Origin of the sequence: Nioella ostreopsis (assembly GCF_004000255.1) — a bacterium.
GTDB classification, from domain to species: domain Bacteria; phylum Pseudomonadota; class Alphaproteobacteria; order Rhodobacterales; family Rhodobacteraceae; genus Nioella; species Nioella ostreopsis.
Genome location: NZ_RCIQ01000001.1, coordinates 51,555 through 66,364, shown reverse-complemented (window position 1 = coordinate 66,364; position 14,810 = coordinate 51,555). Strand labels below are relative to the sequence as shown.

At 62.7% G+C, this 14,810-nt stretch carries 16 protein-coding genes; 3 read left to right on the top strand and 13 right to left on the bottom strand.

Annotated features, from left to right (window positions below; genetic code table 11):
- Positions 1-170 precede the first annotated feature (170 nt).
- The 9 genes from EP237_RS00425 to EP237_RS00380 all read right to left on the bottom strand — a co-directional run bounded on the left by EP237_RS00425 (position 171) and on the right by EP237_RS00380 (position 9,596).
- Complete coding sequence (locus EP237_RS00425) at positions 171-1,442, bottom strand: S8 family serine peptidase (RefSeq protein WP_127556970.1); 1,272 nt, start codon at positions 1,440-1,442, stop codon at positions 171-173.
- Positions 1,443-1,463: 21 nt separating this feature from the next.
- On the bottom strand, positions 1,464-2,075 hold the full coding sequence (locus EP237_RS00420) for a hypothetical protein (RefSeq protein WP_127556968.1): 612 nt from the start codon (positions 2,073-2,075) through the stop codon (positions 1,464-1,466).
- Positions 2,072-2,623 (bottom strand): RNA polymerase sigma factor, encoded by a 552-nt coding sequence (locus EP237_RS00415; protein WP_127556966.1) that lies wholly within the window; start codon positions 2,621-2,623, stop codon positions 2,072-2,074. The genes EP237_RS00420 and EP237_RS00415 overlap by 4 nt, the downstream gene beginning before the upstream one ends.
- Positions 2,624-3,219: 596 nt before the next feature.
- The gene (locus EP237_RS00405; RefSeq protein ID WP_127556962.1) at positions 3,220-3,501 is read right to left on the bottom strand and encodes a hypothetical protein; all 282 of its coding nucleotides are present in this window, start codon (positions 3,499-3,501) and stop codon (positions 3,220-3,222) included.
- 222 nt (positions 3,502-3,723) lie between these two features.
- Positions 3,724-6,525, bottom strand: coding sequence for a DNA polymerase I (gene polA, locus EP237_RS00400; protein WP_127556960.1), 2,802 nt, complete (start codon positions 6,523-6,525; stop codon positions 3,724-3,726).
- Between the two features lie 64 nt (positions 6,526-6,589).
- The gene (gene trhA, locus EP237_RS00395) at positions 6,590-7,261 is read right to left on the bottom strand and encodes a PAQR family membrane homeostasis protein TrhA (RefSeq protein WP_127556958.1); all 672 of its coding nucleotides are present in this window, start codon (positions 7,259-7,261) and stop codon (positions 6,590-6,592) included.
- A gap of 82 nt (positions 7,262-7,343) precedes the next feature.
- Positions 7,344-7,529: a zinc-finger domain-containing protein gene (locus tag EP237_RS00390; protein ID WP_127556956.1), complete on the bottom strand. Its 186-nt coding sequence runs from the start codon at positions 7,527-7,529 to the stop codon at positions 7,344-7,346.
- A gap of 94 nt (positions 7,530-7,623) precedes the next feature.
- On the bottom strand, positions 7,624-8,007 hold the full coding sequence (locus tag EP237_RS00385; protein ID WP_127556954.1) for an HIT domain-containing protein: 384 nt from the start codon (positions 8,005-8,007) through the stop codon (positions 7,624-7,626).
- 11 nt (positions 8,008-8,018) lie between these two features.
- Positions 8,019-9,596 (bottom strand): DUF5928 domain-containing protein, encoded by a 1,578-nt coding sequence (locus tag EP237_RS00380; RefSeq protein ID WP_127556952.1) that lies wholly within the window; start codon positions 9,594-9,596, stop codon positions 8,019-8,021.
- Positions 9,597-9,730: 134 nt separating this feature from the next.
- On the opposite strand from EP237_RS00380, the gene EP237_RS00375 reads away from it, so the two are divergent.
- From EP237_RS00375 to EP237_RS00365, 3 genes are all read left to right on the top strand, one after another.
- Positions 9,731-10,549, top strand: a complete 819-nt coding sequence (locus EP237_RS00375; protein ID WP_127556950.1) for a sulfotransferase family protein — start codon at positions 9,731-9,733, stop codon at positions 10,547-10,549.
- Positions 10,530-11,240, top strand: coding sequence for a hypothetical protein (locus tag EP237_RS00370; RefSeq protein ID WP_127556948.1), 711 nt, complete (start codon positions 10,530-10,532; stop codon positions 11,238-11,240). The genes EP237_RS00375 and EP237_RS00370 overlap by 20 nt, the downstream gene beginning before the upstream one ends.
- 68 nt (positions 11,241-11,308) lie before the next feature.
- A complete protein-coding gene (locus EP237_RS00365) occupies positions 11,309-11,728 on the top strand; it encodes an OsmC family protein (RefSeq protein WP_127556945.1) in 420 nt (139 codons plus the stop codon).
- A 6-nt stretch (positions 11,729-11,734) separates the two neighbouring features.
- Here EP237_RS00365 and EP237_RS00360 read toward each other — a convergent pair whose 3' ends face one another.
- The 4 genes from EP237_RS00360 to EP237_RS00345 all read right to left on the bottom strand — a co-directional run bounded on the left by EP237_RS00360 (position 11,735) and on the right by EP237_RS00345 (position 14,749).
- Complete coding sequence (locus EP237_RS00360) at positions 11,735-12,727, bottom strand: adenosine kinase (protein ID WP_127556943.1); 993 nt, start codon at positions 12,725-12,727, stop codon at positions 11,735-11,737.
- The gene (gene nth / locus EP237_RS00355; RefSeq protein WP_127556941.1) at positions 12,724-13,368 is read right to left on the bottom strand and encodes an endonuclease III; all 645 of its coding nucleotides are present in this window, start codon (positions 13,366-13,368) and stop codon (positions 12,724-12,726) included. Before nth ends, EP237_RS00360 begins: the two co-directional genes overlap by 4 nt.
- Before the next feature lie 91 nt (positions 13,369-13,459).
- Positions 13,460-13,912 carry a hypothetical protein gene (locus EP237_RS00350; RefSeq protein ID WP_127556939.1) on the bottom strand — a complete coding sequence of 151 codons (453 nt, stop codon included), beginning with the start codon at positions 13,910-13,912 and terminating at the stop codon, positions 13,460-13,462.
- 33 nt (positions 13,913-13,945) lie between these two features.
- Positions 13,946-14,749 (bottom strand): GNAT family protein, encoded by an 804-nt coding sequence (locus EP237_RS00345; RefSeq protein ID WP_127556937.1) that lies wholly within the window; start codon positions 14,747-14,749, stop codon positions 13,946-13,948.
- Positions 14,750-14,810 lie beyond the last annotated feature (61 nt).

The window sequence follows — 14,810 nt, the reverse complement described above, 5'->3', positions numbered from 1 at the left end:
TGATCGTTATGGCATCCGGCGGGAAAATCCGCCCTTATACCTGTTGGTCGGACGGTGGCCGGCCTCGGTTCAAAATCCCATCCCGATTTCATCGTGGCAAAAGCCGGAAACGCAAGAAACCGGCCCGCAACAGGCCGGTTCCTCAAGGATCACTCTTGCAATATGCGGTTTCAGCAACCGCCGCGCACAAGACCCCAGCCGAATTCGGAATCGAAGCCATCCGGCCCAAGATCCACCGCCGAGCCGCGCAGGCGGTCACGGATCTGGGTCAGGCTCAGCCCGCCGCCTGCCCCCAGCCGGGCCGCCAGTGCGGTAACGATAGGGGCGGCATAGGAGGTGCCGGAGGCATAGTTGCCGCCGCGCGACGAGGCCACGTAGATATCAACACCGGGGGCCGAGAACTCGATATGGTCGCCGTAATTGGCATCGCGATACCGGCGGAAAGCGGCGTCGACGGCGGTTACGGCGATGACTGAAGGGTGCGCCGCCGGATAGGCGGCCCGCTCGCGCCCGTCATTGCCCGCGGCGGCGATCATGATCGCCCCGCGCGCGGCAGCGCTGTCCAGAACAGCCGACAGCACAGTGTTTTCCGGCCCCGCGAAGGACATGTTGATCAGCCGCACATCCTGTTGCAGCAGCCATTCGATGGCGGTGGCAATGCGTTCGATATCCGCCCCGACATCACCGCGCGACTCCGTGAAGGCCGAGACGGCGTACAGCGCAGCACCGGGGGCGAAGCCGCCAAGCGCGCCGGACGGGTCCTGCCCCACGATCAGCGCCGCCACGGCGGTTCCGTGATTGCCCGCAGGCGGGCGTTCGCCATCGCCGAGGAAGCTCTGCGTCACGATCTGCGCTCCGGAAAGCGCCGGGTGGTCCGGGTCAACCGGCCCGTCGATAAGACCGATCGACCGACGCCCCACCGGGCAGGCACCGGGGGAGGCATCGCCAATCATATCGGCGGCGTAAACGCGGGGGCGGGCCTGAGACAACTCATAGATGTGGTGGCGCCCCACCTGGGTATTCGGAGCCACATCGTCGAGAATCATGTTGGCCCGGCGCACACCAAGGCGCAGGCGGAAATCGTAGATGGCAATGCGGATGCCGAGCAGAGGCAGATCACGATAGCGCAGCAATTGCGCCCCGGCGTCGGTCAGGCCATTCCGAGAGGCGTCGAATTCCGAGATCGGACCGCTGACGATGTATTCAGGCAGACCCGATGGAGATGTCACGACGCGAGGTTGTGATGAATTATTGGCATCTACCCGTTCATCTTCATAACCATATTCGTCTTGGTGATCGTCGGGGTAGCACGGCCCGTCACACTCTCCGGGGCTGGTCGGTCCCCCGGTTGCCGGGTCGGTGGGTTCGATCTGGGCTTGCGCAGCCCCCACCTGAAGCGTGAGCAGAAAAGCTGCGGCGACTAGGATGATCAGACGAGACATAAGCAGGGCCTTTGAAAGGGACTATTGCACGTCCTCGACAATAGCCGAAGCCGACAGCGCTGCAAATGCGGCATCCGACATTTCAGCGTCGATCAGGCCAAGCCCGTAGATGCCAAGCGCCGAGGGGCCGGAAACGATTTCCAGACCGGCCTGCAGCAGAAGGGCACGCAGTTCCGCCTCGGTCGCGTCGGGCGCGAAGACCACAGTGAAGTCGGCAGCGGCACCGCCACTGGCCAGCGTAAAGCCCGCAGGTTCGCTTTCGGCCCGCTCCATGGGGGCGGAGCCCGGCCCGATCTGCGGCAGGTTGAAGCCGATACCAACGGCCAACACCACGGCGGCAGCGACCTGCCAGATCCGAAGACGCGACAGGGGCACCACGTTGTCATTGGCGGCAACGGGCGCGGCCACATGGGTTTCGGCATCGACATCGCGCATCAGCCGGGCCAGACCGAAATCACCGGGGCTGGCTACCTCTTCGGCCCGCATCGTGGCGCGGATGGCGGTCAGCGCGGCCAGTTCGGCGCGCAGGTCGGCATCCTCGGCCAGGGCCGCGTCCACGGCGGCCAGATCGGCGCCTTCGAGGGTTCCGTTCGCCCGGAAGGGCAGCAATTCGTGAATATCCTGGTAGCTCATGCCACACCCCTTTCCACGCGGCCAGACAGGCAGCGCATCAACAGTTTCTTGGCATGGAAGATACGGGTCTTGATCGTGCCCTCGGGCACCCCCGCGACCTCGGCGATCTCGCCATAGGTCATGTCCTGATAGAACGCCAGGGTGATCGCCGAGCGGTGATCGTCCTTCAGCGTCTCCAGGCAATGCCTCACATGCGCGGCCTCCTGGCCGGCTGCAAGGCAGGTCTCCTGATCGGGGCCGTCATCTGCCATGTCCGGTGTTTCATCGGTCAGGTCCATACGGCCGCGCTTGCGCATCGCGTCGATGCTCTTTCGGTAGGCTATGCCCATAATCCAGGTTTGCACCTTCGATCTCCCTTCAAAGCGGCCGGCGGAACGCCAGACATCCATGAACACTTCATGGAGTATGTCGCTCGCCTCGTGGGGATCGTTCAATCTGGACACGATAAACTTGTAGACGGGCCGTTCGAGGGCACGGTAAAGCGCCGCCAAGGCTTGCTTGTCGCCCTGCGCGATCTGCTCGATCAGGAACTTGTGGTCTGCACTCATGTCAAAAGGCCCGTCCTGCCTACAAGAGTCAGACTTAACCGGTTTGGCTGGCCGCGCCAAGTGGGGCTGAGGTCAGGTTTCCCCGACTATGATGTCGTTTGACAGGAGACACCCGGCCCCTGCGAACGCGGGTCCTCTTGCGCGAAGCCGTCGATGGCCGGATCGGACCCACTAGAGCGTTTGGTCAGGACCCAAGCTGGACCACCAGTAACTGTCCCGGCAAAGAATCCTGCCTGTGCACCCGCGATAGCACCTGCCAGGTGTTTGATCCCACTATTTGATGGTGCGATCTATTCGTCGGAATGGAAGGAAGCCCTATGGGACAAATTCGTCACGGCTGCGCCACGACCGCGCACGCCATCCGAGCAGCAATAATGAGGGCCTGCCCGCCATTGGTTCGAGGGCTGGCCCGAATGATCGCAAGCTTCGACCGCGGCGCTTACCACGAACCGAAGCATGTACCCCAAGGATCTCAGCCGAAAGCCGCGACAGGGCGCAGGGTGGGCACGAGAAGCTACAACTGAACCGCTCTGGCAGATCAATCATTCTGCGTAAAACCGCTTGACTGAAACGACCCCTTTACCGAAGCCCTGACCCTAATTTACCGTGCGGGTCTGGCCGTTCATGGTAAACGTCGTCTGTCCGGTGATCACCGAGCCATCCGGCAGCTCAATATGCGTCGCATCGCCCATCAGGTCGATCTCGGTGATCCCGAGCGCGTCGAGCGTGTGATAGCTGAGCTTCCCGTCCGGTTCCGTCACCGCCACCCGGAACTGGGACCAGGTGCTGTCCGCGCTCGTCAGCTTGCCGTCACCATTCGTGTCATAGACCGACCGCAGCGCTTCAAGGTCAGACGTCGCCTTCGGGTCCCAGTCCATAAAGTCACACCCCTGCGCTGCCGAACCACCCCTGGAGGCAATCCCATCGCGCGCTGTGCCCGCTAGCATCCCTTGTCGGCTCGGCATCACCTGCCCCCTATGCACCCGCCCCTGCTCACACCGCACGCACCCGCGTCACGCGCCGGTTTCGCATTCTGTCTGCACAGGGGGTGTACGGGGGGTGCACAGGGGGTGTACGCATGGCACCCCCCTGTTTTTGGCTCAATGCGCCTCGGCCCAGTTCGCGCCCTGACCCGCATCCACGACCAGCGGCACGGCCAGTTTCACGGCAGGCTCCGCCGCGCCTTCCATAACCTCGCGCGCCCGCGCGACCAAGGCATCGGCAGACCCCTCCTCGACCTCGAAGATCAGTTCGTCATGCACCTGCAGCAGCATCTTCGCGGGCAGCCCCTCTATGGCGTCCTCCATGCGGATCATCGCCCGCCGGATCACATCCGCCGCAGTGCCCTGAATCGGCGCGTTGATCGCCGCGCGATAGGCAAAACTGGCGCGCGGGCCCTTGGCGTTGATCTCGGGGGTGTGGATCTTGCGGCCAAAGAGCGTCTGCACATAGCCCTTTGATTTCGCAAACTCTTTCGTCGCGTCCATGTAATCCCGGATACCGGGGAAGCGTTCGAAATAGGTGTTGATGAACTCCTGCGCCTCGCCCCGCGGAATGCGAAGGTTGCGCGCGAGACCGAAGCCGGAAATGCCGTAGATCACCCCGAAATTGATCGCCTTGGCGCGGCGGCGGATCTCCGGCGTCATGTCCTCCATCGGCACGTTGAACATCTCCGACGCGGTCATCGCGTGGATGTCATCCCCGCGCTTGAACGCCGCTTTCAGCGCGTCGATCCCGGCGATATGGGCCAGAATGCGCAGTTCGATCTGGGAATAGTCCAATGACACCAGAACGTTACCGGATTCCGCCACGAAGGCCTCGCGGATGCGGCGGCCTTCCTCGCTGCGCACGGGGATGTTCTGCAGGTTCGGGTCCGTGGACGCCAGCCGCCCGGTGGAGGCGCCCGACTGGATATAGCTCGTATGCACCCGGCCCGTGTCGCGGTTGATATGGTCCTGTAGCGCGTCCGTATAGGTCGATTTCAGCTTGCTGAGCTGCCGCCAGTCCAGCACCCGCGCGGGCAGATCATGGCCCTCAGCGGCCAGGTCTTCCAGCACATCGGCCCCTGTCGCATAGGCTCCGGTCTTGCCCTTCTTGCCGCCTGCCAACCCCATTTCATCAAACAGGATTTCGCCCAATTGCTTGGGGCTGCCCACGTTGAAGCTGCGCCCCGCAAGCTCATGAATTTCCGCCTCCAGCCCCGCCATTTTCTGGGCGAAGGCATTGGACATGCGGGAAAGCGTATCGCGGTCGACCTTGACGCCGTGGCGTTCCATCCGGGCCAGCACCGGGACCAGCGGGCGTTCCAGCGTTTCGTAGACGGTCGTGACCTTTTCGCGGTGCAGTTGCGGCTTGAAGCTTTGCCAGAGGCGGAGCGTGATATCGGCATCCTCGGCGGCGTATTTCACCGCCTCGTCGATCTTCACCAGATCGAAGGTGATCGCCGATTTTCCGCTTCCAAGCAGGGACTTGATCGGAATGGGCTCATGCCCAAGGTAGCGCTCGGACAGGGCATCCATCCCGTGCCCGTGCAGCCCCGCATGCATCGCGTAGGACATCAGCATCGTATCGTCGATTGGGTCGACGGTGATCCCGTAATTGGCGAAGATCTTGGCGTCGTATTTCATGTTCTGCCCGATCTTGAGGACGCTCGGGTCCTCCAGCATCGGCCTCAAGAGCGCCAGCGCGTCCTCCAGCCCCATCTGCCCCTCGGCGAGCGCGGAGCCGCCGAAAAGATCGCCCTCGCCTTCCTTGTGCTGAAGCGGCACGTAACAGGCCTGCCCCGGTTCGACCGACAGGCAGACGCCCACCAGATCGGCGGTCATTTCATCCAGGCTGGTGGTTTCGGTGTCCACCGCGACGTAGCCGCGCGCATGGGCCTTGGCGATCCAGGCGGCCAGCGTGGTGGCGTCGCGGACGCATTCATAGGCGTCGGCGTTGAAGGGCACGGCCTCAGGCGCGGGGGCATCATTGCTGGCGGCAACGGCGGCGGGTTCTGGGATATCAGGCGCGTCCATCCCCAGTTGCGTGGCGATCCGCTTGGTCAGTGTGCGGAATTCCATCTGGGCGAGGAATTCCAGCAGCACTTCTGGCTCCGGGTCGCGCAATTCCAGATCGTCGAGCGTGACCTCCATCGGCACCTGATCATCCAGCGTCACAAGCTGTTTCGACAGGCGGATCTGGTCGGCGAAATCAATGAGCGTCTGCCGCCGTTTGGGCTGCTTGATCTCTTCCGCGCGCTCCAGCAGCGTTTCCAGATCGCCATATTCATTGATCAGCAAAGCGGCGGTCTTGATGCCGATCCCAGGCGCGCCCGGCACGTTGTCGACACTGTCACCGGCCAGCGATTGCACATCCACCACGCGATCCGGCCCGACGCCGAACTTGGCCTCCACGCCCTCGCTGTCGATGCGGGCATTTTTCATCGCGTCGAGCATCTCGACCCCGCCACCGACCAGTTGCATCAGGTCCTTGTCGGAAGAGATGATGGTGCAGCGCCCCCCCGCCTCGCGTGCCTGTCGGGCGAAGGTGGCGATGATGTCGTCAGCCTCGTAATTCTCCTGCTCGATACAGGCGATGTTGAAGGCGCGGGTGGCCTCGCGGGTCAGCGGAAACTGCGGCACCAGGTCTTCGGGCGCGGGCGGACGGTTGGCCTTGTAGAGATCATACAGATCGTTGCGGAAGGTCTTGCCGGAATGGTCGAAGATCACCGCCACATGGGTGGGCGCATCGGGGCCTTTGTTATCCTCGATCTGCTTGAACAGCATGTTGCAGAACCCCGACACCGCCCCGATCGGCAGCCCGTCGGATTTGCGCGTCAGCGGCGGCAGCGCGTGGTAAGCGCGGAAGATAAAGGCCGAGCCGTCGACCAGATGCAGATGATGCCCTTTACCGAATGCCATGTGCCGTCCCTGTTCGCGTTGGTCAGGCCCCCTGTGTAGCGCGGGGGTCGGGCTTTGGCGAGGGTCAGGCGACCTGCGCGGCGTGGATAAAGATGGCCACGAAGAAGACCGCCGATGCCGCCACCACGAAGCCGTGCCAGATGGTGTTGTGAAAGCGCATGCGAGAGAGCAGCAGGAAGGCCGTGCCCGTCGAATAAAGCAGCCCGCCCACCACCATCAGCACCACGACCGGGGTCGACATCAGCGCCAGCAGGTCGCGCCCGCCGATGACCACCGCCCATCCCATGCCGAGGCAGATGAGGACGCCGATTAATGTGGACCATTTGCGGACCAGGAAATTGCCGATGGTCGCCACCAGCGCCACGGTCCAGATCACCGCCAGAATGCCCGTCCCGGTGCCGGACAGCAGGGCGAAGGGCGTGTAGGTTCCGGCGATTTTCAGGTAAATGGCGGCGTGATCGAACCGGCGCAGCAAATCGCGCCAGTCGGGTGTCGGCAGGTGGTTGTAAAGCAGCGAGGCGGTCAGCATCGCAATCAGTGACGCGCCATAGATCGACACGCCCACGATCCCCGGCGCCCCCGTCTGCCACATGGCGGTCAGCGTGATCAGCACCGGCACCGCGCCGATGGCAAGGATCAGGGCCGCGAGGTGGACGATGGCATCGCTCAGCAGTTCCGCCCGGGTATAGATCCGGGACGCATGGGGCATCGGAACGGGATCAGGGTGGAGTGCCATAACCCATAGATAGCACCGGTCCGGTCACGGACAAAGCGGGACGAGCGGATGACCTTGGGGCAATCGGGCGGATCGGCGGGGATCAGCCGTTCTGTTTATCCGCGAACGAAGCGTGGATGAATTTCTTGTCGCAATAGCCGCATTCGACCTCGCCCGTGTCACGGTCCAGCGACAGCCACACGCGGGGATGCCCGAGCGCGCCTTCGCCGCCGTCGCAGGCCACGCGCCAGCTGGTCACAACTTCGGTTTCGGGGGCGTCAATGGTCATGGCTGGCGATCCTTCGCAACAAACGGGGGCTTGCAACGCTTCGACATATGGCAAATCGGCCCGCCCCCGGCAAGGCCGATCCGTTTGTCCTGCGTCAGTCCGCCTTTTTCACCATCCGGCCAAGGGGACGGCCGCTGAGGATATGCATGTGGTAATGCGGCACCTCCTGCACGCCGGTCTCGCCCGCGTTGGAGATCAGGCGATAACCCTCGCCGCCCTCGCCCGGCTGGATGCCAAGTCCCGCGCAGATGGCACCGACAACACGGGTGAAATCGGCGATCTCGGCGTCGCTGGCCTCGGCCGCGAAATGATCGTGGGTCACGTAGGGCCCCTTGGGAATGACCAGCACATGATGCGGGGCCTGCGGGGCGATGTCGTTGAAGGCGAGCGTATGCTCGGTTTCCATCACCGTGCTGTTGGGGATCTCGCCACGCAGGATCTTGGCAAAGATGTTCTGGTCGTCATAGGCATAGGCCATGCGGATATTCCTCAGTCGTCAAACAGATAGGGGGTATTGGCGATTTCGCGGGCGGCGTCCATATCGAGGTTGAAATAGTCCGCCAGAACGGTGGCGTTCTCCTCGAGGCTGCGGTCCTGATGGATGCGGAAATGGTTGCCGAAGCCCGCCTCGCGGATGCGCACCGCCTCATAGTCGAACTCATGGCGCAATGTCGGCAGCAGATGTTCCACCACCTCGGGCGGGGTTTCTTCGCGCGCCAGACCCACGCGATGCGCGTGGCCGATTAGGTAGTCGTCGTCGAAGGTGCACTGGATTTCGAGGATGCGGTTGTTCGACTTGTCCGACATGAAATCGCGCATCAGGTCGACATTGTTAGGGTCGAGACAGATCATCAGCCGGTCCACCTCGTAATAGTCGAACAGAAGCTTCATCACCGCGCGGCGGTGGCGGTTACGTTTGTCCAGCGTGCGTTCCAGCCCGCCCAGATGCGGAATCTCGCAGCTTGCCTCATCGAACATGTACTCCAGCCCACGGGTGCGGGTAACCCGTTTCGCAGCGGTCAGAAGACGCTTGGCGACATGCCATTTCTTGCAGACGAGCATAAGCAATTCTCGGTCCTGCCCAAGCGTGCTTTCGCTTTCCCAAAAGCGCGGCGCGAAGCGGCGGCCGATGCGGCCCCGGCCCGACAGGAATTCAAAGAGTTTCTTGCCCTCGTCCGAGATCGCGAAATCGCGCCGGTCCGAGACCCACAACTCCCCCAACCTTTCCTTCAGTTCGGTCGATTCGGGGCTGATCTTGCGGGCGAAGAGGAAGTCCTGAGACAGCAGCAGGTCGAAATGATCGTTATAGAAGGTGACCGGCATCCCGTAATCGGTGAACATCAGGAAGGTCAGCGTCCGCGTCTCAATCTCCCGCACCGCCACAAGGTGGTTCACAAGGGTCTGAAAGAAGGTTTCATCCGGGATCCATGTGGTGCGGAAGAAGCGGATCACATCGGGGCGGTCCTTGCAGAATTGCAGGATCTTCTCGATCGTCGCGCGGCGCAGGCACCACCACTGGCTGCCGATCATGATCTGCACGTCATCGGGGATCGCGCGGTCCAGCCGCAGCCGCTTTTGCATATCCATCAGCCAGTAGAACAGGCGCTTGTGCTTCCGCTCATTGACCAGATGGCGATAGATCAGCCGTTCGCCCCGCATCCCGGTCTTGATCCAGCCCGAGGTGAAGAAATCGAAGCTTTCGATATAGTCCTTGTCGTGGCGGTCGAGGAACTCATGGGCATAGGCCGCAGATTTGATCGAGTTGCAGTCGCCCGACAGCATGTAGAAATGGGTGGCATCGGGGAAAGCGTCCACCGCCGCCTGCACCGCGTTCAGCGTCGCCTGTACCAGCGACCATTCCCCCCACCCGCATTTGACCCGGCGTTTGGCAAAGGTCACCGACGGGTTCTGGTCCAGCGCCTCGCGGATGCGGGCATAGCTGTCGGCCCCGGCGCGGGCGTCGAAATGGATGGAAATGCAGTCGCCAGCCGCCGTCAGACGGCGCGCCTGCAGGATGATCGCCTCAGGGTCTTTGTGACACAACAAGATGAAGGCAATTTTTGCCATTTGCGAAACAGACGCCTCAAACTTTCCTTATTGTTGTGCCATTACTAGTTGATAGCAGGTAAAGACAGCCTAGAGTTTCATGAAAGCCCGATCAATCCGTGGTTCGGGCAAAAAACCGTCGGAGGAAAGGCAGTATGGGTTTCCCTGGGACCTGGATGACAGAGAGCGAAAGCGTCGTCTATCGGGTGGTTCCGAAATGTGCCTGCTCAACCATCGGGCAGATCATGTATTATTCGGACAACGGTGCGTTTTTTGATGGTGATATTCACGATGCCAAGGATGGCATGCACAAATGGGCCTTCGACGCGTCACAGCCGCTGATCGAGGCGAATGTGCGTGGGCATGGCTCCTACGCCTTCACCTGCGTGCGCAACCCCTACGCCCGCATCCTGTCGAGCTTTTTCGACAAGATCTGCGGCATTCAGAGGAACGGCAAACGTTACCGGGGCAACCTCGTGCCGCTTCTGATCCAGAAATACGGGATCGAGGTGGGCGGCGATGACGGCAAGGAGGAGTTCGACCAGATCGCCAGCTTCCGCCGCTTCCTGCTCTTTGCCCGCGACACCATCCGCTGGCGCCGCCCGATGGACCCGGACATTCACTGGTCGGCCATGTCGGGTCATATCTCGACCTTCATCGTCAACGGCGGGCGCTACGACAAGATCTTCTGGACCGAAAGCTTCAACGACGGGATGCAGCAGGTGCTGGACAATATCGAGACCAAGCATTCGCTCGACCTGGCCACGATCCCGCGCTTCAACGAATCCGAGGGCCACGGCCCAAAGCGCGCGCATCCGGTAGAGGACTATTTCGACGACCTGTCGATGCATCTGGTCTACGAGATCTACAAGAAGGACTTCCAGCTCTTCAAATACGATTTCGAGAACCCGGCCAACAAGATGCCCGTGGGAGAGATCGACCTGGACGAGGTTCATGCGAAACTGGGCGACTAGGGCGCTGCTTGCGGTGCTATTGGTCGGGGCGCTGCCGGTCATGGCAACGCCGCCCCGCACGATGGACATCCGCGACAGACTGTTCGCGCGCAACGCCGATACGCTGTTTCTGATCCGCGAAACGCGGGACAATCACGGTCTGCACGGCGTGACCCAGACCGATACGCTGCTGGTCTTCCGCAACCTGTCTGGCGGGGATGACCGGGGGTTTCAGGGCGTGGCAAGGGTGGTTGACCGGGGGCCGGATGGCGATCCGCGCGTCGAAACCCTGCCGCTGTCTGCGCCCGCCAACCCCTATGACCTGTATCACGACTTCGACGCATGGCCTCTGGACCCGCCCCGGTTCGGGACACCCTCAGCAATCACGTTGAGCGAGAGCGGGCTGGACCTCGACGGGTTCGGATTTTCCGGCCCGGCGCGTTATCACCTGCCCCTGTCCGAGCTCACCGCCCGGATGCGGGACAGCCTGCGCGCCAGTCTGCAAATCCTGCCGCCTCATACGGTCGGTGGCGGCAGTATTGGCCCGCATCCGTTCGATCCCGCCGCCATCGACATCCTGCGCGACTGCGATGTCAGCAATAACATGGTTCTGCGCCATGCCGACACAGATCCCGCGCTCGTGCAGCTGACCTGCGAGATCGAGGACGGGTTGGGCCGCATCGAGCTATGGTTCCTTATCCCCCAAGCATGATCTTGACCGCTTGGCCCCCCGGCCCGGCTGCGCTATGAGGCGGCAAATCCCTCTAGCGGAGCAGCACAATGAAAGCGCGCGTGAAATGGGCCGAGAACCGGACCTTCATCGGCAAGTCCGGCACCGGCCATAATTTCGTCTTCGGCACCAAGGAAGAGGACGGCACCACCCCCGGCCCCAGCCCGATGGAGCTGGTGCTGATCGGCACCGGCGGTTGTTCGGCCTATGACGTGGTCTCGATCCTCGAAAAGGGGCGCGAGCCGATCGAGGATGTGGTGGTGGAGCTTGACGCCGACCGGGCCGAGGGAACGCCTGCCGTCTTCACCCGCATCCACATGCATTTCATCGTCAAAGGGCGTGGCGTGAACCCCGCAAAGGTAGAACGCGCCATTCAGCTGTCGGTGGAGAAATACTGCTCGGCCTCGGCCATGATGGCCAAGACCGCAGAGGTTACCCATGATTTCGAGGTGGTGGACAGCCCCGCCTGACAGAACTCAGATCAGCCCCTGTTCCGCGAACACGACCTTGAGAGGCCGCTTGGGACGGGGGCCGATATGGCCGATCACTTCGGCGGCCGCCGCGACGCCCATCTGACCACAGGTCTTCAGGTCCTGCCCGGTGGCGAGCCCATAGATGAACCCGGCGGCGAACTGGTCGCCCGCGCCGGTGGCGTCTACGGGCGTGACTTCGGTCACCGGCACGTGGATTTCCTGATCATCGGCCCGGATCACCACGGGATGGCCCGACCGGGTGCACACCACCAGCGGGCAGACCATCGCAGCCTCTTGCAAGGCGGTGGCGAGGTCCTTGGTTTCGTAGAGCGACAGCCACTCCTCCTCGTTGCCGAACACGAAATCCATTTCGTCCTCGATCAACTGCTTGAAGCTTTCGCGGTGCCGGTCGACGCAGAACGGATCGGACAGCGTCAGCCCGGCCTGCCCGCCCGCGTGGCGGCAGGCGGCAGCAGCGGCGCGAAAGGCGGTCTTGCCCTTGTCCTTGTCGAAGAGGTAGCCTTCAAGGAACAGGTAACGCGTGTTTTCCATCACGACCGGGTCCACGTCGTCAGAGGAAAACTCTGCCCCCGCGCCCAGATAGGTGTTCATGGACCGCTCGCCATCGGGGCTGACGAAGATCATCGAGCGCGAGGTGGGCAGCGGATCGTCATCCGTAGGCGGGTTCGGGAAGGCAGTGCCCTCCTCGACCATCTGTTCGGCGTAGAACTGGCCAAGCGGGTCGTTCTTGACCCGGCCCACGAAGGCCGTTTCCAGCCCAAGCGTGCCGATCCCCGCCAGCGTATTGCCGACCGATCCGCCGGGGGCCTGAACCCGGTCGCGCATCGCGGAATAGAGCAGTTCCGCCCGTTCCCGTTCGATCAGCTGCATGATGCCCTTGGTGATGCCCATATTGGCCAGAAAATCGTCGGTGCCGTGGGAAATCACGTCGACAATCGCGTTACCGATGCCGACCACGTCGTAGGTTTTGCTCATTCGGTTTTGTCCTCGTAGGCGCAGAGATCGTTGATCAGGCAAGTGGCGCAGCCGGGTTTGCGCGCCTTGCATTTATAGCGGCCGTGCAGGATCAGCCAGTGATGGGCATGCTGCTGAAATTCGACCGGGATATTGTCTTCGATGGCGCGTTCCACTGCGTCCACGTCCTTGCCGGGGCAGATGCCGGACCGGTTGCCGACGCGGAAAATATGCGTGTCCACCGCCTGCGCCGGATAGTGCCACCACATGTTCAGCACCACATTGGCGGTCTTGCGGCCAACGCCGGGCAGACTGACCAGTGCCGCGCGGGAGGAGGGGACGACACCGCCATACTCCTCGACCAGAATGCGGCTCAGCTTCATCACGTTCTTGGCCTTGTTGCGGTAAAGACCGATGGTCTTGATATGCTCGATCAGCCCCTCTTCGCCCAGATCCAGCATCTTCTGGGGCGTATCGGCGATCTCGAAGAGCTTGGCCGTGGCCTTGTTCACCCCCACATCCGTCGCCTGCGCCGACAGCGCCACCGCCACCACCAGCGTATAGGCATTGGTGTGATTGAGCTCGCCCTTCGGTTCCGGCTCTGCGGCCTGAAACCGGGTGAAGATCTCGTGGATCGTGTGATAGGGCAGTTGCTTGGCCATGATACCGGCGCTTCTGAAATGGTTTCACCCGCCCTAATGGGGATGGCGGGAAAGATCAACGGCAGCGCCCATTGCCATGGGCAAATGTGGCCTAGAACTCGGGGCAGTAGTATTCCGGCGGCGGCATATCCGGCAGATCGCAGCCGCAATGGCCCGCGGGCAGCGTGATCCTTTGCACCTCGACCCCCAAGGCCCGAATGTCCCGCGTCAGCGCGCGCAAGGTCACAGCCTCTTCGGAATACATCGCATCGGCCATCAGGTCATAGGCGTCGTAATATGGGTCGTCCCAGCTATCGGGCTCTTCGATGGCAATGCCCTGACGGCTGGTGCATTCGACAAGAACCGACCGCGCCTCGGTCCGCCCATCGACAACGCGTTGCTCGGTGAAATGCACGGCGCCGGCGTTGTCACCGTTCAGGTAAGCGATGCCGCCGCCGTCGAGCGTGCATTCCGGCAGGGGGATCACGCAGGCAGAGGCCGAGGTGACAAAGCCCGTCAGAACGACCAAGGCGTAGCAGGCGGTGGCAATGCGGGGCTGGATCATGGCTGGCTTCCTTCTGTTCTCACGCCGGACCCGTCACTTGGTGACGTTTGTCGCGGCAAAGACCTCCGGAGCGATGGAGATCTGGATTGTGCGGTCGGTGGCCTCAAGGCCGAGCTTGCTGCAAAGCCGTTCAGACGGGGCATTCCCGGCCCGTATCCCGGTGAAAAACCCGGTCATGTCGCAGCTGTCGACCATCCGCACCAACGAGTCCGCCCCAAGCAGAAGCGCGAGCCCCTGACCGCGATACCGATCATCCGTCGCCAGCATGCCCCACCAGAATTCTCGCCCCCGGCTGCTTGCGGGATGGAACTGCGCCACGGCGGCTGAGGTGGCGACCACTTCACCGTCCTCAGTCTGCGCATAGACGCAAACGGCGGGACGGGCGATCCCGCGCAGAAACTGCCCCATGGGCAGCAGCACCTCGCAGGAGGCGGTCACACGATCAAGCTGCGCCATGACCTCGGCGGGGGTGTCGGCATCGACCTGCCCGACGGTCAGGCCCGCTGGCAGCGACCGGCTGGCCAGCACCTCTCGCGCGGTCCGAATGGCCTCGGCCCCGCCCCTCCAACTGACATATTCGTCAAGCGAAAGCCCCGCCGCCTCCAAGGCGGCCCGCCGTGCGGGTGTGTCCTCTGCCGATACGCCTTCGCAGGCTCCGACCCCCTGAAGACGCGCCAGCGCGATCTGCTGTCCAATCGTTTCCGGCGAAGGCTCGGTCACCCCGACGGCGCGGCCATGACAGCAATAGGCAGGATCGTCGTGCAGCAGCGCCCACATCGCGGCGGCGCGCCGTTGCAGCCCCTGCTGGGACGGCGAACCGAAATACTCTTCGGCCATGGGCAATTCCTTCAAATTCAAAACGAAGCGATGCTAGCAGGTCGCTTATCCCCTGTCGCGC

Excerpts from the sequence above, each read along its gene's own strand:
- EP237_RS00425 (WP_127556970.1), bottom strand. The coding sequence starts at position 1,442 with ATGTCTCGTCTGATCATCCTAGTCGCCGCAGCTTTTCTGCTCACGCTT.
- EP237_RS00420 (WP_127556968.1), bottom strand. The coding sequence starts at position 2,075 with ATGAGCTACCAGGATATTCACGAATTGCTGCCCTTCCGGGCGAACGGA.
- EP237_RS00415 (WP_127556966.1), bottom strand. The coding sequence starts at position 2,623 with ATGAGTGCAGACCACAAGTTCCTGATCGAGCAGATCGCGCAGGGCGAC.
- EP237_RS00405 (WP_127556962.1), bottom strand. The coding sequence starts at position 3,501 with ATGGACTGGGACCCGAAGGCGACGTCTGACCTTGAAGCGCTGCGGTCG.
- polA (WP_127556960.1), bottom strand. The coding sequence starts at position 6,525 with ATGGCATTCGGTAAAGGGCATCATCTGCATCTGGTCGACGGCTCGGCC.
- trhA (WP_127556958.1), bottom strand. The coding sequence starts at position 7,261 with ATGGCACTCCACCCTGATCCCGTTCCGATGCCCCATGCGTCCCGGATC.
- EP237_RS00390 (WP_127556956.1), bottom strand. The coding sequence starts at position 7,529 with ATGACCATTGACGCCCCCGAAACCGAAGTTGTGACCAGCTGGCGCGTG.
- EP237_RS00385 (WP_127556954.1), bottom strand. The coding sequence starts at position 8,007 with ATGGCCTATGCCTATGACGACCAGAACATCTTTGCCAAGATCCTGCGT.
- EP237_RS00380 (WP_127556952.1), bottom strand. The coding sequence starts at position 9,596 with ATGGCAAAAATTGCCTTCATCTTGTTGTGTCACAAAGACCCTGAGGCG.
- EP237_RS00375 (WP_127556950.1), top strand. The coding sequence starts at position 9,731 with ATGGGTTTCCCTGGGACCTGGATGACAGAGAGCGAAAGCGTCGTCTAT.
- EP237_RS00370 (WP_127556948.1), top strand. The coding sequence starts at position 10,530 with ATGCGAAACTGGGCGACTAGGGCGCTGCTTGCGGTGCTATTGGTCGGG.
- EP237_RS00365 (WP_127556945.1), top strand. The coding sequence starts at position 11,309 with ATGAAAGCGCGCGTGAAATGGGCCGAGAACCGGACCTTCATCGGCAAG.
- EP237_RS00360 (WP_127556943.1), bottom strand. The coding sequence starts at position 12,727 with ATGAGCAAAACCTACGACGTGGTCGGCATCGGTAACGCGATTGTCGAC.
- nth (WP_127556941.1), bottom strand. The coding sequence starts at position 13,368 with ATGGCCAAGCAACTGCCCTATCACACGATCCACGAGATCTTCACCCGG.
- EP237_RS00350 (WP_127556939.1), bottom strand. The coding sequence starts at position 13,912 with ATGATCCAGCCCCGCATTGCCACCGCCTGCTACGCCTTGGTCGTTCTG.
- EP237_RS00345 (WP_127556937.1), bottom strand. The coding sequence starts at position 14,749 with ATGGCCGAAGAGTATTTCGGTTCGCCGTCCCAGCAGGGGCTGCAACGG.